The following is a 16894-nucleotide window of genomic DNA, read 5'->3' on the forward strand; positions in this document are numbered from 1 at the left end:
CGACGGCACGCATAATTGTATTCCTCACGGGTGATTTCGTTGTTCGCCCGTCTCGTTCGGTACCCGACCCTCCCTCGAGTCTCTCAGGCGCGATGACCGGCGATCACCGCCCGAGCCCTGACCGGTCGAATGACTTATCAGACGGATCGTCGAACCGGAATGTGTACGATGTCAACAACCGTCACAGCACCGTCGGTAGCGAGTCGATCGATCGATGGGGGACCCCAATGACGACCAGCCAGTTCAGCCTCGAGGGCCGGACGGCGATCGTCACCGGCTCCTCGAGCGGCCTCGGGAAGGCGATGGTCGAGCGGTTCGCCGACGACGGCGCGAACGTGGTCGTCACGTCCCGCGAACTCGAGAACGTCGCCCCAGTCGCGGACGGAATCAACGAGAGCGAGGCCGACGGGCAGGCGTTGGCACTCGAGTGTGACGTCCGCGACCGCGAGTCGGTCCACGAACTGGTCGAGCGCACCGTCGAGGAGTTCGGCTCGCTCGACGTGTTCATCAACAACGCGGGCGCGAGCTTTCAGGCACCAGTGGCGGAGATCAGCGAGAACGGCTGGAAGACAATCGTCGACATCAACCTCCACGGCACGTTCCACGGCTGTCAGGCCGCAGGGGCGTACATGCGCGAGAACGGCGGCGGCAAGATCATCAACATCGCGAGCGTCGCCGGCCAGCGGGGCTCGAGGCGAATGAGCCCCTACGGAGCCGCGAAAGCGGCGGTCATCAACTTCACGTCGTCGCTCGCCGCCGATTGGGCCGAAGACGACGTCTGGGTCAACTGCATCGCGCCCGGCCTGGTCGCGACGGAGGGCGTCAAGTCCCAGATGGGCGTCGAGGACGACGCCGCCGAAATCGACCGGACGACCGCCGATCGAACGATCGGCACCCCCGAGGAGGTCGCCGACCTCGCCCAGTTCCTCGCCAGCCCGGCCTCGTCGTACATCGTCGGCGAGACGATGACGATCAAGGGCACGCCGCGGCTCGAGTGAGGGGCGCGGATTCAGGGCACTGTTACCAATACCCATATATTTTTCAGGGTTATCGACAAACCACCGGCCACATGGAAGACCTCGAGCTGGTTCCAGCGGAGACGCTCCTCGAGTCGCCGTACGACGGGAACGTCGCCCGACTACTGGGCAGAGCGGTCGCCGAACGGCCCGACCAAATTGCGATCGAGCACGCCGGCGAAACCGTTACGTACCGGGCGTTCGCCGATCTCGTCGAACGATACGCGCGCGGTTTCCGAGCGCTCGGACTCGAGCCCGACGATCGCGTCTGCGTCTACGTTCCGAACGGCATCGCGTTCTGTGCGGTCGTCTGGGCGTGCTGTCGGGGTGGGATCGTCGCCAGCCCGCTGAACCCGGCCTACCGACGCCGCGAAATCGAGTACCAGGTCGACCACGCCGACGCCGCGGCCGTCGTCGTCGCGGGCGAACCGAGCGAGCACGTGGTGAGCGGGGTCGCGGATCTCGAGGCCGAACTCGTCAGTACGAGTGCTGACGGTGGCCACGAGTCCCTCCCAGAACTGGCCGAAACCGCGTCCGAGGGTGACGGCGACCTCGTCGAACGGTCGGACGACGACGTGCTGCTCCAGCCCTACACCTCGGGGACGACCGGGGATCCGAAAGGCGTCCTGCTCACCCACCGGAACTTCCGAGTGCAGATCGCCCAGAGCGTCTCGAGTTACAGCGCGAGTCCGATCAAAGGCGACGGGCTGATCATCCTGCCGATGTACCATATCACCGGCCTGCTCCAGATGATGAGTTCGCTGTGTGCCGGTCGGACGCTGCACCTCATGCGCCCCGACCAGTGGAATCCCGAACGGGTGCTCGAACTCGTCGACGACCACGATATCCCCGCGTTCGTCGGCGTCGCGACCATGTTTAACGATCTGCTCGAGGCCTACGACCCCGACGAGTACGACCTCGAGGCGCTGGAACGGGCCGGACAGGGTGGTGACAAACTGCCGAAGCCGGTCCAACGGGAGTTCGAGGAGACGTTCGGCGTGTCGCTCTCGGAGGGGTACGGGCTGACCGAGACGACGGCGACAACGCACACCATCCGCTGGTCGACGCTCGGGAATCGGCCGGGCAGCGTCGGACAGCCCGTCGGCCACACGCGCTCGAAGATCGTCGACGAGGGCGGCGAGGAGGTCAGCGTCGGGGAAGAAGGCGAGATCCTCATCGCCGGCCCGCAGGTGATGAAAGGCTACTACGAGAACCCCGAAGCCAACGAGGCGGTGTTCACTGAGGATGGGTTCTTCCGGAGCGGCGACATCGGCTCCCGAGACGCGGACAACTACTACTATATCAAGGGCCGGGAGAAGGAGATGATCCTCACGGCCGGCTACAACGTCTACCCCCGCGAGATCGAGAACGCGCTCTACGACCACCCGGCGGTGCTCGAGGCCGCCGTCTTCGGCGTCCCCGACGAGCGCCGGGGCGAGACCGTCGCCGCGGCGGTCGTCCCGACGGACGGGAAGTCGCTCGAGGCAGACGAGGTCGAAGCGTACGTCCTCGGCGAACTCGCACCGTACAAACACCCGCGGTACGTCGAGGTTCGCGAGGAACTACCCAAGACCGGGAGCGGCAAGATTCGAAAGACGATCCTTCGCGAGGAGTTTCGGGAGACGTACGACACCGAATGAGCCAACGAATGTGGGATCGCACCCGCCGTTCGTTTCGGCCCCAGAACGGAACCGGAGCGAGAACAGCCAACGACGACTACGGCGATCCACAGGACGGCAGCGAGAACCGGCAGTCGTCACGCCGATCGAACGCAACCTTGAACACAGCGAGACCGAAACGGTGAACCAAACCAGATGACCGACGACGACACGTACTCGTCCGGCGAGATCAGGACGATCGCTCTCGCGGTCATCGCCGGGATCTTCTTCGGTGGCGTCGCCACCGGGGTCGCCTTTCCGACGCTGCCGCTGCTCGACGAGCGGCTGATCATCTCGACGCTGATGCTCAGCGTGATCCTTTCGGCCAACCGCATCGCGCGGCTGTTCATGAACACGCCGGCCGGAACGATTATCGACCGCGTCGGCGCGCGAACGCCGATGATCGTCGGGCTCTTTACGCAGGCGCTCGCTCCCTTCGGCTACATCCTCGGGCTGTACGTTCCGGAGGTCGTGCTCGGGACGATCCCCGTGTTCGGACAGGTGTCGCTTCCCGGTCTCGTCTTCGTCCTCTCGCGGCTGTTCTGGGGGATCGGCAGCGCGTTCGTCTTCATCGGCGCGTTCGCGACGGTCACCTACGTAACCACGTCGGACAATCGCGGCCGCTGGGTCGGCTACCTGCGCGGCGGACAGTCGCTCGGCTTCCCGGCCGGACTCATCCTCGGCGGCGTGCTGACCGACATCGCGAGCATGGAGATCGCCTTTCTCGCCGCCGGCCTCCTCGCGCTGATCGCCGGCACCGTCGCGACGCTCGTTCTCCCGGACATCCACGGCGGCGCCGACACCGACTCCGCGAAGCTGCGGGAGCTGCCGACCCTGCTCCGGGGCCGTCCGGCGGTGCTCGTGATCGGCTTCGGGAACTTCACCCTCCAGTTCCTCTGGGGCGGGGTCATCCTCGCCACGCTCGCCCGCTACGCGAGCGATTTCGGCCTCGAGCTCTCCCTGCTCGAGGCGGCGGGCGTCAGCGGCGTCGTTATGGCCGTCGGCGTGCTCACGTCCGGGGCGACGACGGTGATCATGGGCCGGGTCTCGGACCGCGTCAGCGACCGGACGCTGCTGACGCTGCCTGCGTTCTGTGCGATGAGCATCGGCTTCCTGGTTATCGCGTACGTACCCACGCTCGAGGCCCTGTTCGGGGCGATCTTCCTCATCGGACTCGGGATGGGGGCCGCCGCACCCGCGCTCATGGCGATCCTAGGCGACCTCACGCCCGGCGACGAACTCGGTCGGATGGGCGGCGTCTACAACGTGATGGGAGATATCGGGCTGAGTCTCGGCCCGCTCGTCGCGCTGCCGGCCGTCGACGCGATCGGCTTCCAGTGGACCTACGCGCTCTGTGCCGCGCTCGTCTTCAGCTGTTTGCTGGTCGTCTCCGTTCCGTTGCTCCGGAACCCGAAGGTCACGACGTCCGCCGTGAAGGCGGACTAATCTGCGGAGACGGACTGACCGTCTTCGTCGATAGACCTATGGCGACCAGTCGAAACCGTTAACAGTGCTATCGTGGAGTGTGTGTACATGGCACAACAAGCAGCCGCCGTCGTCGGAGGCGGCATCATGGGTGCTGGAATCGCGCAGGTACTCGCCCGCAACGGCTACGACGTTCGCGTCCGGGAGATCAACGAGGAACTGGCCGTCGAGGCCGAAGAACGCATCGTCGAGGGGAACTACGGTCTCAACGACGCCGTCGAGGGCGGCTACCTCTCCGAGGACGAGAAGGCGGAGACGCTCGAGCGACTCACGTTCACGACGGATCTCGAGGAGGCCACCGACGGTACCGAATTCGTCATCGAGGCCGTTACCGAAAAGCTCTCGATCAAGGGGCAGGTCTTCCGCGACCTGGATGCGGTTACCGACGACCAGCCGCTGTACTCGAACACGAGCGGCTTCTCGGTGACCTCGATCGCGAACGCCGTCTCGGATCCCTCGCGCGTGGCCGTGATGCACTTTTTCAACCCGGTCCCGATCATGTCGATGGTGGAAGTCGTGAAAGCCCCCGAGACCGACGAGGCGGTCGTCGAGCGTGCCGAGGAACTGGTCGACGAACTCGACAAGACCCGGGTCACCATCGACGACGATCCGGGCTCCTACGGCTTCATCGCGAATCGGTGCCACGCGGCGATGCGCGCTGAGGCCCAGAAGATCGTCGACGAAGGGATCGCGACGGAGGACCAGGTCGACACGGCGCTCGAGGAGGGCTACAACCTCCCTGTCGGGCCGTTCTCGCTGCGCGGTATCGGCGAGGAGTGGGACTAAGATCGCTGTACTATCCGTTGTGGTTTTCTGGCTGGCGAGACACTCGAGCGAGAGCCGTACGACGCGACCGGATCAATCCATCGGCGGTGGCGCGCGCTGTGCCGTGGTTCGTCACCGACGAGCCGCGGCACGAAGCTGCGCGAGGGATGAGCGACTGCAAGGAGCGAATCGGCTGGGGCGGACGTGGTACTCCTAGCCGCCAGCATGAGTAGCCATTGTTACTGGCCTCTACGTATCTGAAGTGGTGAACACACTACTCAGACTGGCACCGATGATTTCCACGCCCTCCCCAACCGATTCGCTTACTCCTTCCAGTCGTTCGCTCATCCCTCGCACGGTGTCGTCGCTCGGCCCTCGCTTTTGCTCACGGTTCACACCGTTCGCTTTCCGAGGTTCTCACTCCGTTCGAACCCCGCACTGCTCGGGTCCGATCGACAGCGCGCGCCACCGCACGTGGTTTGGTCGCCTACGTGCTCAGTAAATCGTCCGAAGTGATCCGAAGATCGCCCGTCCGACCGTCTACTTACCCTGGAACTCGGGCTCGCGGTCCTCGCCGAACGCGGCCGCGCCTTCCGCGTGGTCCTCGGTCTTCAGGAGCTCCGCGAAGAGCTGACCGTCGTAGGCGATCCCCTCCTCGAGTCCCGAGTGGACCGCCATATCCGCGGATTTCTTGATCGCCTGAATCGAGAGCGGGGCCTGCCCGGCGAGTTCGGTGACGAACGCCTCGACTTCGTCGTCGAACGCGTCCTCGTCGTAGACGTGGTTGATGATGCCCTCCTCGGCGGCGCGCTCGGCCGAGATGTGGTTCCCGAACATCGCGAGTTCCTTCGCGACGGACGGGCCGGCCAATTTCGAGACGTACTGCACGCCGCCGGCACCGGGGAGGATGCCGAGGTTGACCTCCGGAAAGCCGAACGTGCTGCCCTCGCTTGCCAGTCGGAAGTCACACGCAAGTGCGGTCTCGAGGCCGCCGCCCAGACAGTAGCCGTCGATCTTGGCGACGACGGGCACCGGGAACTCGCGGACGAAATCGTAGTGCGAGGGCGCGGACGTAGCGCCCGCCGACTCGTCTGAGAAGCCGCCGATGTCCGCGCCGGCACAGAAGGCCTTCTCGCCGGCGCCCTCGAGGACGACGGCTCGCAGGGCGATCCCCTCGGCATCGTCGTTCTCGGCCTCGAGTTGTTGCAGGCCGGCGACGATGTCGTCTCTGAGCTGTCCGCTGAGCGCGTTGAGCGCGTCCGGTCGATTCATCGTGAGCGTGCCGACGCCGGTTTCGTCGTCGAACTCTACCAGGACCGTATCGAGGGTGTCGTCCATGGCGGATACTCACGATCGATCACCAAATAAGTACACGGATCGGCTCGGCGGTCGATGCCGGAGACGGCCCCGGCGCCGCGTACGGCTTGCCGGGTCACAAAGCGTATCACTGGTGGCGTTCGTATGAGTGTTCGTGTCACGGACGAATCGATCGGACGCGGCGAGCGACCGGTCACGCGTTCATCGCCTCGAGTTCACCGTCGACTGGCCGCCGGGCCACGCGGCGGCGTATCTCCTCGCCGGTGACGAGCCGATCCTGATCGACGCCGGAATGGCCGGTGAACGGGGACGGACGGAGCTGATCGACGGGCTCGACAGCCACGGCTACGTCCCGGACGACGTCGACCATCTGTTACTCACCCACTCGCATACGGACCACGTCGGGCAGATCGAAACGCTGCTCGAGGCCGGCGATCCGACCGTTCACGCGCCGATACGGATCCGAGAGCGCTTCGAACGGGATCTCGAGACCGTCGAAGCCGCGACGAGGCGGAACCTGGCCGAAGCAGGGGTCGATCCGGCGTACATCGAGTCCGCGATCGACCGGCTGCTCGAGGCCCACGAATCGAATCGCGCCGCCCTGGCGCTCGAGGCGGTCGACGACTGGATCGACGGCGAGGATCCCATCCGAGTCGGTGACCGCGAGTTCGACCCAATCTACACGCCGGGCCATCACGTCACCCACCACTGTTACGGGACGACGCTCGGCGACGAGCGGGTGGTCTTCGCCGGCGACATGGCTATCGAACCGTTCCGCGCGGCGGCGATTCACGTCAACTTCGACGACGGTGTCCGCGACTGTCTTCTCGCCTTCGTCGACGCCCTCGAGCGACTGCAACGGTGCGATTTCGACCGCGTCTATCCCGGCCACGGTCCGGTTCACGAGAGCTATCACGAAACCGTCGAGCGGTCGATCGCCGACCTCGAGGACCGAATCGACGGCTGCGCCGACGCCCTCGCGGGCCGCGATGGAACCACCACCGCGACGGACCTCGCGGACGAGTTGACCGACAGTTTCAGCGAACGGGCGCGGGTGCTTCCCGAACTCGTCGGCGCGCTCGAGTACCTCGAGCGAGAGGGAGACGTTCGATCACGGCTCGAGGACGGGGTTCGATACTACGAGCCGGCGTAAGTCAAGCGGGCCGACAGTGGATCCACCGTGCCTCGCCGAACGGAGTGCGTCGATCGTGCCTCGCCGGACCGAACCGTTTCGATCCCGACCGGACAGAACCATTTTCAGGCTCGCCGTGGTAGGTGATCTATATCATGCACGAGGCAGTCATCGTCGACGCGGTTCGAACGCCCTTCGGCAAGCGAGACGGCTCGTTCCGCGACACGCATCCGCAGGATCTGGCAGCGAAACCACTCGAGGCGCTCGAAGAGCGCAACGACTTCGAGCCCGAGACGATCGAGGACGTGATCTACGGCTGCGTGACGCCGATCGACGAGCAGGGGCTCAACATCGGACGACTCGCGCCGATGGTCGCCGGCTGGGGCGACGTCGTTCCCGGCGTCCAGCTCAACCGAATGTGTGGCTCCGGCCAGCAGGCGCTCAACTTCGCGGCGGCGAACGTCATGGCCGGCCAGCACGACGTGCTGATCGCCGGCGGCGTCGAACACATGACCCGCGTCCCGATGGGTTCCGACGGGGCCGACGGCGTGGACGGCACGAGCGCCGTCACGGACACCTACTTCGAGCACTTCGACGAGCTAACTCACCAGGGCGAGGGGGCCGAACGGATCGCCGAGGAGTACGGCTTCTCCCGCGAGGAACTCGACGAGATCGCGGTCGACTCCCAACGCCGCTGGGGTGAGGCCTGGGAAGACGGCCGGTACGACGACCAGGTGGTTCCCGTGGAAACGGAACTCGAGGGCGAGCCGATCACGGTCGAGCAGGACGAACACCCGCGACCGGAGACCGACCTCGAGACGCTGTCGAACCTTCCGCTTTCCTTCCGCGAGGAGGGCAACGGCCGGCACCATCCCGGCAACGCCTCGGGGATCGTCGACGGCTCCTCGGCCCTACTGGTCGCCAGCGAGGAAGCCGCCGAAGAACACGGCTGGGAGCCGATGGCCCGAATCGTCCAGACGGAGGTCGTCGGCGTCGATCCCGTCACGATGCTCACCGGCCCGATTCCGGCGACCGAGCAGGTGCTCGAGAAAACCGACCTCGAACTCGAGGACATCGACCTCTTCGAGGTCAACGAGGCGTTCGCCGCGGTCGTCGCGGCCTGGCTCGAGGAGACCGGCGTCTCCTGGGAGAACGTGAACGTCAACGGCGGCGCCATCGCCCACGGCCACCCGCTGGGGGCGACTGGCGCGATGCTGCTGACGAAGCTAGCGCACGAACTCGAGCGCACCGGGCAGGACCGCGCGCTCTCGACGATGTGTATCGGCTTCGGGCAGGGCGTCGCGACGATCCTCGAGCGGGTCTGAACAACTCGAAACACTACTTCGCTGTTTTGGTACGTTCAGAGGCGTGTTGAACGGTAGATTGATTCGTCCACGGTTGTCTATCGTACCGCTGCTATCGTGGCAACAGGGAACTGCCACTCCCTCCCCAGCCGACTCGCTCGCTCCGGGCTCACGGCCGCTGGCCGTTCGCCTCGCCGCGGCGCGTCGCGCCGCGCTCTCGCTCGCTCATCCCTCGCGCAGCGTCGCCGACGTCCCTCGCACTGCTCGGGAACGTCGCCAGCGCGCGCCACCGCAACTAGTTCGGCCGGGTTGAAGCGGAGTAGCTATCGAAAACGCAGCGTAATCTGCTGAAAAAGTCGCTCGCGGCTCGAGTCTACTCGTCGAGTTCGTCGATACGCAGATCCTCGTCGAACTGCAGCGAGTTCTCGATCTCGGCTTCGTCGACGTCCTCGAACGCCCAGCGGGCGATGGAGCGACGGTGGACCTCGTCGGCTCCGTCGACGATACGGAACCGGCGGACGGCTTCGTAGAAGTACGCGATCGGGAGGTCCTTGCCGATACCGTTGCCACCACAACACTGCAGGGCGAGGTCGATCGTCTCGTTGGTGACGTTCGCCGCGAACATCTTCGACATCGCGACCTCGATGCGCGCGTCGCTACGGTCGAGTTCGCGTGCCGCGTGGCGGACCATACAGCGGGCCGCGTGCAGGCGCGTTTCGGCGTCGGCAATTCGGTGTCGAAGCGCCTGTTTTTCCTCGAGCGTCGTGCCGAACGCTTCGCGCTCTTGTAGGTAGGCCTTCGCAACCTCGAGCGAACGCTCGGCCATCCCGGAGTAACGCATGCAGTGGGTGAGCCGCCCGCCGCCGAGGCGCATCTGGGCGATCTGGAACCCTTCGTTCTCCTCGCCGATGGTATTCTCGACGGGGACGCGAACGTTGTCGAACTTCACCTCGGCGTGGCCGCCCGAGCGCTCGGTGATGCCGTGGCCGCCGAGGTGCGGGACGTTACGGACGACTTCGACGCCATCGGCCTCGGAGGGAACCATGATGATCGACGTTCCCGAGTAGGGATGTGCGTCGAGATCCGTCCGCACCATCGCTAGATAGTAGTCGGCGTCCAGCCCGTCGGAGGTCCACCATTTGTGGGCGTTGATGACCCACTCGTCGCCGTCTTTGACGGCGGTGCTCTGGAGCATCTTCGGGTCCGACCCGCCGCCCTGCTTCGGCTCGGTCATCGCGAACGCCGTCGTGATCTCACCCTGGACGAGCGGTCGGAGCCACTCCTCTTTCTGCGCTTCGGTGCCGACCATCTCCAGGGTGTGCATGTTCCCCTCCTGGGGCGCGTTGGCTCGGATCGCCAGCGCACCGATGAGCGAGCGCCCGACCTGTTCGAACGATGGCAGCATGTCGCTGAAGTCGAGTCCCTGCCCGCCGTACTCCTCGGGAACCTGGGGTGCGAACAGGTCGCGTTCCTTGGCCATCTCCCACATCTCGTGGATCTCGTCCATCGTGATCTGCTCGCCCGTGGCGAGGGCCTCGCGTTCGCGCGGGATGACGACGTCGTCCATGAACGCCTCTACACGTCCGGCAACCTCTTTCGCTTTCTCCGAGTCGTGATACTCCATATCATCCACAACCGAACACAGCAATGTAAATGCTTAGGTGTCCGATCGCATTAGTTGGAAACCGTTTGGTGGTATCGCTCCTCGAACGCGTCTACACTCGCCCGAAGACGATAACGTCGGTCCGTTGAGCGAGCACGTGACAGAGTTCGCTTCCGAAATGGCCGTCAGAAGCGTGAGAATGTGGACCTCGCGGTCGAGTGCCTACTCGTCGAGTGCGTCGATGCGCAGGTCTTCGTCGAACTGCAGCGCGTTCTCGACCTCGGTTTCGTCGACGTCCTCGAACGCCCAGCGGGCGATCGAGCGGCGGTGGACCTCGTCGGCCCCGTCGACGATTCGGAACGCGCGGACGTTCTCGTAGAAGTGCGCGATCGGGAGGTCTTTCCCGATGCCGTTGCCGCCCAGACACTGGAGCGCGAGGTCGATCGTCTCGTTGGTGACGTTCGCGGTGAACATCTTCGACATCGCGACCTCGATGCGCGCGTCGCTGCGGTCGAGTTCGCGCGCGGCGTGGCGGACCATACAGCGGGCCGCGTGCAGCCGGGTCTCGGCGTCAGCGATCCGATGACGGAGCGCCTGTTTCTCCTCTAAGGTCGTACCGAAGGCCTCGCGCTCGGCGAGGTACGCCTTCGCAACCTCGAGCGAGCGCTCGGCCATTCCGGAGTAGCGCATGCAGTGGGTGAGTCGGCCGCCGCCGAGTCGCATCTGGGCGATCTGGAACCCTTCGTTCTCCTCGCCGACCGTGTTCTCGACGGGGACGCGGACATTGTTAAACTTCACCTCGGCGTGGCCGCCCTCGCGTTCGGTGATGCCGTGCCCACCGACGTGAGGGATATTCCGGACGACTTCGACGCCGTCTGCGTCCGACGGAACGAGGATGATCGACGTCCCCGAGTAGGGGTGGGCGTCGAGGTCGGTCCGCACCATCGCCAGATAGTAGTCGGCGTCCAGTCCGTCGGAGGTCCACCACTTGTGGGCGTTGATGACCCACTCGTCGCCGTCTTTGACGGCGGTGCTCTGGAGCATCTTGGGGTCCGAGCCGCCGCCCTGTTTCGGCTCGGTCATCGCGAACCCCGTCGTGATCTCACCCTGGACGAGCGGTCGGAGGATCTCCTCTTTCTGTTGCTCGGAGCCGACCATCTCCAGGGTATGCATGTTCCCCTCCTGGGGCGCGTTCGCGCGGATGGCGAGCGCGCCGATAAGCGAGCGGCCGACCTGTTCGAACGACGGCAGCATGTCGCTGAAGTCGAGTCCCTGCCCGCCGTACTCCTCGGGAACCTGGGGCGCGAACAGATCGCGCTCTTTCGCCTGCTCCCAGAAGTCGTGGATCTCGTCCATCGTGATCTGCTCGCCCGTGGCGAGAGCCTCGCGCTCGCGCGGGATGACGACGTCGTCCATGAACGCCTCTACCCGCCCGGCAACCTCCGTTGCTTTCTCGGAGTCGTGGTACTCCATACCGAGGGATACACATACAACATTGTAAATGCACAACAAAGCGGTCAGATACAACGTTGCAATACGAAGTCTCTCGACGCGATGAGAGTCAGTAGATCGGAAGCCTCGGACGGACCGAGACGCAGCGTGTACTCGAGTTCGTGGTCGACGAGTCCCGACCCACAACTCTCGAGGCGGCCGGTTTCAGCGATAGTGGACCGAAGATCGGCCTGTCGGTCTCGAGACCGATCGGTCGGGATACGCTTTAGTACCACACAGTGTTATGTGAGAACATGGATCTGGAAGACGTTCGCGAGGAGGCGAGAGCGGGGAATGCGGCTCGATTGCACGACGAAACCGCGCGCCACCACGGGTCGGCGACGGCCATCGAATACCATGGGACGCAACTGACACACGAAGAGCTTCGCGCGGAGAGCGCGCAGTTCGCCGGGGGGCTGGCCGACCTCGGGATCGAGCCCGGTGACGTGATGCTCCAGTACCTGCCGAACTGTCCGCCGTACCTGATCGGCGCGCTCGGGGCGTTCAAAGCGGGCGTCGCCGTCTCGCCCGTCAATCCGCAGTACCGACGACGAGAACTGGCGTATCAGCTCGAGGATACGCAAGCGACGGCGGTCCTGACCCACGCAGCGCTGTTACCGTACTTACAGGAGGCCCTTGAGGAGATCGACTGGGACCCCGTCGTGATCGGCGTCGGAAGCACGGAGGAGGGCGTCGAGATGTTCTCCGACGTTCGCGGCGAGGAGACGTTCGTCGAGCGCGCGGACGACGATCTGGCGCTCCTGCCGTACACCTCCGGGACGACGGGCAAGCCGAAGGGCGTCCGGCTCACCCACCGCAACTTCCGCGCGCAGATGTTCTCGGTGCTCTCCCAACCGAGCGAACTCGACGACGAGGACGTCCGCAGCCTCGTCTGGCTCCCGCTGTACCACATCACCGGCTTTACGCACACCGCGTGGCAGCCCCTGCTTCGCGGCGGCAGCATCTTCCTCCGGAGTGCGGCGAACTGGGATGCCGACGCGGCGATGGCACTCATCGAGGAGGCGGGGATCACCCACTACGTCGGCGTCACCGCGATGTACGTCGACATGGTCAACAGCGACGAGTTCGGCGACTACGATCTGACCTGCCTCGAGTCCGCGGGCGAGGGCGGCGCGAAGATGTCCGTCGCAGTCCAACAGGAGTTCGAGGAGGTCGCCGGCGTCGAGATGACCGAGGGGTACGGACTCACCGAAACCCACGGCGCGACACACACTCAGGGGAGTTCGACGTTCGGCCTGCGCCACGGGACGATCGGCCAGCCAACCCGACAGACCGACTGCAAGATCGTCGATAGCTCCGGCGAGGACGTTCCACCGGGCGAAGAGGGGGAACTCGTCGTCCGCGGACCGCAGGTGATGGACGGCTATCACAACATGCCCGACGCGACCGACCGGGCCTTTACGGAACACGGCTACTTCCGGACCGGGGATATCGCCCGCCGGGACGCGGAGAACTACTACGAGATCGTCGACCGGAAAAAGCACATGATCAACACTGCCGGCTACAACGTCTATCCCAGCGAACTCGAGGAACTCCTCGCGGAACACGACGCTGTCGCCGAGGGCGCCGTCGTCGGCATTCCGGACGACCGACGAAACGAGGTGCCGAAGGCGTTCGTCGTTCCCGCACCCGATATCGAAGCCGGCGTCGACATCACCGAGGAGGACATCAAGGACTACTTCCTCGAGCGCGTCGCCGCCTACAAACACCCACGGGAGGTCGAATTCATCGACGAACTTCCGCGGACGACCAGCGGCAAGATTCAGAAGTTCAAACTCGAGAATCGCGACGGAGAGGCGGCGGACGAGTGAGCGGAGTTCGGGACGTCTGGATCTATCAGGTCTTCTGCTCAAGCTAAAATGGCATCTATTGGACCATTTGATGTAGTAGTCAGATGATGGACTACTCAGCTCGGGAAGCGATCGGTCGAACATATTCCGCCAGATGTGCTTCTCCGTCGCCCTTAGCAGGATACTCTCCAAGAAAACCGAGACACCTCTCGAAAATCCCAAACCCACTGCCCAATAACCAATTTCGAGCGATTGAGCCAGATGACGGCTCAATCGAGCCCTTTTGCTACTGATGAGGTTAAAAAGAGTACATAGCAATCATATTGGGGGTGAGTATTCTCCGATATTTTCATGTACACGGTCAGACACCTACTGAACCCAACGCATTACGACTAAGGACCGCACTGAGGATCTCCTATCGGTCGTTCGCGATTTGTGTATCACGAGTGGCAAACGATCTCGATCCGAAAAACGGAAGTTGCGTTTATAACTGTTTCAGACGCTCGAGCACCGGATTATCGCAGCCGACCGTCGAATCACATGTCACACACTTTTGTACTATCAGGAAGAACCATGAACGTATGCGAGCAGCCGTAATCCAGGAGCACGGAGAACCGCTCGAGATCGAAGACGTGTCGTATCCGGAACCGGCCCCGGACCAGGTCGTCGTCGAGACCGAAGCCTGCGGCGTCTGCCGCAGTGACTGGCACGCCTGGCAGGGCGACTGGAGCTGGATCGGAGCGGGCGTCCCCGAAGGACAGATTCTCGGTCACGAACCCGCCGGAATCGTCTCCGAAGTCGGTGAGGACGTCGAGACGCTCGAGGCGGGCGACCGAGTCGCCGTCCCCTTCCATCTCGGCGACGGCACCTGCCCACACTGTCGCGAGGGGCGAGCGAACAACTGCGAAACGGTCCTGCCACTCGGTCTCTCGGAGTACTCACAGGGCGCGTTCGCGGAGGCCTTCGCGGTTCGCGAAGCCGACTTCAACTGCGTTAAACTGCCCGAGGAAGTCGACTTCACCGAGATGGCGGGGCTCGGCTGCCGGTTCATGACGGCCTACCACGCGCTGGCCGACCGCGCGGACCTCCGACCGGGCGACTGGGTCGCCGTCCACGGCTGTGGCGGCGTCGGTCTCTCGGCGATCCACATCGCACAGGCGTTGGGTGCCCACCCGATCGCCGTCGACGTACTCGACTCCAAACTCGAGCGCGCCGAGGAACTCGGTGCCATCGAAACGGTCAACGGGGCCGACGTCGACAGCGCGCCACAGGAGATCAAGAAGCTGACCGGCGGCGGTGCGGACGTCTCGATCGACGCGCTCGGTATCGCGGAGACCTGCCAAAACTCGGTTAACAGCCTCGGAACGCGGGGCAGCCACGTTCAAGTCGGCCTGACGACCGGCGAGGAACAGGGCCAGATCGATCTGCCCGTCGACGTCATGACGATGCAGGAGATCGACTTCCACGGCTCCTTCGGCATGCCGCTGGTCCGCTACGAGGAGCTGTTCCGACTGATCGCGAAGGGGACCCTCGAGCCGGGCAAGATCATCGGCGAAACCCTGAGTCTCGACGAACTGCCGGAGACGCTGGCCTCGATGGACGACTACGAGACGGTCGGCATTCCCGTCGTCACAGAGTTCTGAGGCGACGCGGCGCCGAGAGTTTCCGATCGCGAATCAGTTTTTGCGTCGCTCGATAGTGCGTAGGAGTAGCGTTCGGATCGAGTCCCGACTCGCCTTGACAGGGTCCGCAACCGCGGTTCGGCGGCGAGTCAGGGTCGAAAACCCGGGCGGGGGCGGGAACCCGCCCCGGCGTGAGAGACATGAGCTAACTCGAAGCGGGGGCGAGTCCACGTTCGAGCGATCCGGGCACGAACACGCAATCGGCTGGGTAGCGCGTCGTCTGTTGGAGCGTGTACCCGGCGGGGTCTTGCGTCCCCGCAACCAGTACATTGCAAGTCCGACCCATTGTTATGCAGCCACTTGCGCGATGGTAGCAGGGGCGAAACCTCGACAGGCGGCGGATACCGTCGTACAGCGTCTCCCTTCGACGTGGTTGGCGCTGCCTTCTACCGCGGGTGGCCGAGCGGTCGCCACGTCTAATCGCCGAAACTCGCCCGAACTGTGGATGCTTGCCTGTGACGACCTCCAAACGATGGTACTGTAGCCCATCCGCTGGGCTATGCGCGACGAGCAGACCTCCTCCCCGCTTCGAATCGGTATCGTCGGACTCGGATACATCGGCACGACCGTCGGCGGACAGCTTCATCGCCACCCGGACGCAACCGTCCGAGCCCTCTGTGACCTCGATACGGATCGGCTCGCGGAGGCTGGCACTGCGTTCGACGTCTCGAGCGACGGACAGTACACCGACTACGCGACGATGCTCGAGGACGAGCCACTTGACGCCGTACTCGTCGGTACGCCCCACACCCTCCACTACGAGCAGGTCGCCGCCGCCCTCGAACACGACTACCACGTTTACTGCGACAAACCGCTCGCGACCGACCTCGAGCACGCCCGCGACCTCACCGAGCGCGCCGAACGGGGCGAACAGACGCTGATGGTCGGCTACCAGCGTCACCTCCAGACGGCGTTCCGAACCGCTAGAGAACGGTTTCTCGACGGCTCGCCGAACTGGCTGACGGCCTCCATCACGCAGGACTGGATCGACGACTCGATGGGGACCTGGCGACTCGATCCCGACCTCTCCGGCGGCGGCTTCCTCTACGATACCGGCAGTCACGTCCTTGATGGGGTGCTCTGGACGACCGGTCTCGAGCCCGACTCCGTCGCCGCGAGTATGGACTTTTACGACGAGGCAGAACGGATCGACGAGCGAGCACACCTCGACGTTCGGTTCGAGAACGGGGCAACCGGAACCTTCTCGTTCAACGGCGACGCTCCGTCGGTCCGCGAACACATCCACCTGTGGGACGACGAGGGAGCGGTCTACCTCGAGGGCCGCCAGTGGGGCTCGCGAACGGTCACGGAGATCGACTCCGATGCGGGGGAGTACGACCCCTACATCGACTTTCGGACCGAACGGAACCGCGCCGAGGCCTTCCTCGAGAGCGTCCGAACGGGCGAGGAGCCGCCAGCGACGGCTCGAGACGCACTCCGGGTGACAGCGCTCACGGAGGCGGCCTACGAAGCGGCGCGAACCGGCGATCGAGTGTCGGTATCGCTCGAGAACTGACGTCGATATCGCGGAGAAAACAGCGGTGGCGACGTCGCCGAACGGCGGCGTTCGGGCGACTCGTCTCCGCGATTGATTCGACCCGAATCGGGTGCAGAATCCACCGCGAGAAGT

At 64.6% G+C, this 16894-nt stretch carries 13 protein-coding genes; 9 read left to right on the forward strand and 4 right to left on the reverse strand.

The features are described from left to right. Nucleotides 1–227 precede the first annotated feature (227 nt). The 4 genes from ACSFDB_RS13890 to ACSFDB_RS13905 all read left to right on the forward strand — a co-directional run bounded on the left by ACSFDB_RS13890 (nucleotide 228) and on the right by ACSFDB_RS13905 (nucleotide 4945). On the forward strand, nucleotides 228–998 hold the full coding sequence (locus tag ACSFDB_RS13890) for an SDR family NAD(P)-dependent oxidoreductase (protein WP_440771557.1): 771 nt from the start codon (nucleotides 228–230) through the stop codon (nucleotides 996–998). A 71-nt stretch (nucleotides 999–1069) separates the two neighbouring features. Then, the gene (locus tag ACSFDB_RS13895; protein ID WP_440771558.1) at nucleotides 1070–2656 is read left to right on the forward strand and encodes a class I adenylate-forming enzyme family protein; all 1587 of its coding nucleotides are present in this window, start codon (nucleotides 1070–1072) and stop codon (nucleotides 2654–2656) included. A 174-nt stretch (nucleotides 2657–2830) separates the two neighbouring features. Further along, nucleotides 2831–4120 carry an MFS transporter gene (locus tag ACSFDB_RS13900; protein ID WP_440771559.1) on the forward strand — a complete coding sequence of 430 codons (1290 nt, stop codon included), beginning with the start codon at nucleotides 2831–2833 and terminating at the stop codon, nucleotides 4118–4120. An 87-nt stretch (nucleotides 4121–4207) separates the two neighbouring features. Next, a complete protein-coding gene (locus ACSFDB_RS13905; protein ID WP_440771560.1) occupies nucleotides 4208–4945 on the forward strand; it encodes a 3-hydroxyacyl-CoA dehydrogenase family protein in 738 nt (245 codons plus the stop codon). A 519-nt stretch (nucleotides 4946–5464) separates the two neighbouring features. Here the strand turns inward: ACSFDB_RS13905 and ACSFDB_RS13910 are convergent. Further along, nucleotides 5465–6262: an enoyl-CoA hydratase/isomerase family protein gene (locus tag ACSFDB_RS13910; RefSeq protein ID WP_440771561.1), complete on the reverse strand. Its 798-nt coding sequence runs from the start codon at nucleotides 6260–6262 to the stop codon at nucleotides 5465–5467. Nucleotides 6263–6395: 133 nt separating this feature from the next. On the opposite strand from ACSFDB_RS13910, the gene ACSFDB_RS13915 reads away from it, so the two are divergent. Together ACSFDB_RS13915 and ACSFDB_RS13920 are read left to right on the forward strand one after the other, a co-directional pair. Continuing rightward, nucleotides 6396–7394, forward strand: a complete 999-nt coding sequence (locus tag ACSFDB_RS13915) for an MBL fold metallo-hydrolase (protein WP_440771562.1) — start codon at nucleotides 6396–6398, stop codon at nucleotides 7392–7394. Nucleotides 7395–7528: 134 nt separating this feature from the next. Continuing rightward, nucleotides 7529–8698 (forward strand): thiolase family protein, encoded by a 1170-nt coding sequence (locus tag ACSFDB_RS13920; protein WP_440771563.1) that lies wholly within the window; start codon nucleotides 7529–7531, stop codon nucleotides 8696–8698. A 148-nt stretch (nucleotides 8699–8846) separates the two neighbouring features. Here the strand turns inward: ACSFDB_RS13920 and ACSFDB_RS13925 are convergent, their stop codons facing one another. From ACSFDB_RS13925 to ACSFDB_RS13935, 3 genes are all read right to left on the reverse strand, one after another. Then, nucleotides 8847–8972 (reverse strand): hypothetical protein, encoded by a 126-nt coding sequence (locus ACSFDB_RS13925; RefSeq protein WP_440771564.1) that lies wholly within the window; start codon nucleotides 8970–8972, stop codon nucleotides 8847–8849. Nucleotides 8973–9050: 78 nt separating this feature from the next. Next, complete coding sequence (locus ACSFDB_RS13930) at nucleotides 9051–10301, reverse strand: acyl-CoA dehydrogenase family protein (protein WP_440771565.1); 1251 nt, start codon at nucleotides 10299–10301, stop codon at nucleotides 9051–9053. Nucleotides 10302–10502: 201 nt separating this feature from the next. After that, nucleotides 10503–11753: an acyl-CoA dehydrogenase family protein gene (locus tag ACSFDB_RS13935; protein ID WP_440771566.1), complete on the reverse strand. Its 1251-nt coding sequence runs from the start codon at nucleotides 11751–11753 to the stop codon at nucleotides 10503–10505. A gap of 272 nt (nucleotides 11754–12025) precedes the next feature. Here ACSFDB_RS13935 and ACSFDB_RS13940 point away from each other — a divergent pair, with 272 nt between their 5' ends. The 3 genes from ACSFDB_RS13940 to ACSFDB_RS13950 all read left to right on the forward strand — a co-directional run bounded on the left by ACSFDB_RS13940 (nucleotide 12026) and on the right by ACSFDB_RS13950 (nucleotide 16780). After that, nucleotides 12026–13603, forward strand: a complete 1578-nt coding sequence (locus ACSFDB_RS13940; RefSeq protein WP_440771567.1) for a class I adenylate-forming enzyme family protein — start codon at nucleotides 12026–12028, stop codon at nucleotides 13601–13603. Between the two features lie 560 nt (nucleotides 13604–14163). Beyond that, nucleotides 14164–15225: a zinc-dependent alcohol dehydrogenase family protein gene (locus ACSFDB_RS13945; RefSeq protein WP_440771568.1), complete on the forward strand. Its 1062-nt coding sequence runs from the start codon at nucleotides 14164–14166 to the stop codon at nucleotides 15223–15225. Nucleotides 15226–15763: 538 nt separating this feature from the next. Next, nucleotides 15764–16780, forward strand: coding sequence for a Gfo/Idh/MocA family protein (locus ACSFDB_RS13950; protein ID WP_440771569.1), 1017 nt, complete (start codon nucleotides 15764–15766; stop codon nucleotides 16778–16780). The last annotated feature ends 114 nt before the right edge of the window (nucleotides 16781–16894 follow it).

The sequence above is a fragment of the Natronorubrum amylolyticum genome, from assembly GCF_052040145.1.
Classification (GTDB): domain Archaea; phylum Halobacteriota; class Halobacteria; order Halobacteriales; family Natrialbaceae; genus Natronorubrum.